Genomic DNA, 635 nt, shown 5'->3' on the forward strand with positions numbered 1-635 from the left:
TCCTGGAGTACGTGTCTTAGTCGACAACCTAATTGTACCATATGGGGGGGTCCTTTTTTCTATGTTTTAAAAAAGTTGATTTATCAGGTGTTAAACACGACAAATAATTATGAAATTGGCTCAGTTAAACAATAATCATAAAATGAAAGTGTTAAGAAGTATATATAAATCAAAATCAATTAGTCCACACTCTTACTTTTCCATTCTCCCGAAAATTAATGCCGCTTGTTTGAGTATCTCGTTTTCCAGTTTGAGTTGGGCGTTTTCCTTTCTCAGTTGCCGTATTTCTCGCTGTTCAGGCGTAAGTCCCTCATCAAGTTCAGCATTGTCGGGCTCGTCATACTGGCGCACCCACTTGTCAAACGCCGATGGTGTCAAATCGTAATCGGCAATAATATCTTTTCTTGGTTTACCGGCCTTATACAGTTCCACGACTTGCTTCTTAAAATCTTGAGAAAATACGCGACGTTTTTTTCGCTTCTCCATCATTTTTCCTCCTCATATGAACAGAGACACCTAGGAAACTATAGATGCTCTATATAAGTGGATTTAGGGTTTTCTCTTTTGAGTTTTCCCTCCACTTATTTTCTTTTTTTAAATTTTTTCACATTTTTATGCTTATTACTTGACTTTTG

Annotated in this window: 1 protein-coding gene; it reads right to left on the reverse strand. The window is 36.9% G+C overall.

Translation table 11 applies throughout. The features are described 5' to 3' along the window. Positions 1–192: 192 nt before the first annotated feature. Positions 193–486: a transposase gene (locus ACYQ2O_RS12635; protein WP_459796757.1), complete on the reverse strand. Its 294-nt coding sequence runs from the start codon at positions 484–486 to the stop codon at positions 193–195. Positions 487–635: the final 149 nt, after the last annotated feature.

The organism is Alkalibacterium sp. m-11, assembly GCF_054658155.1.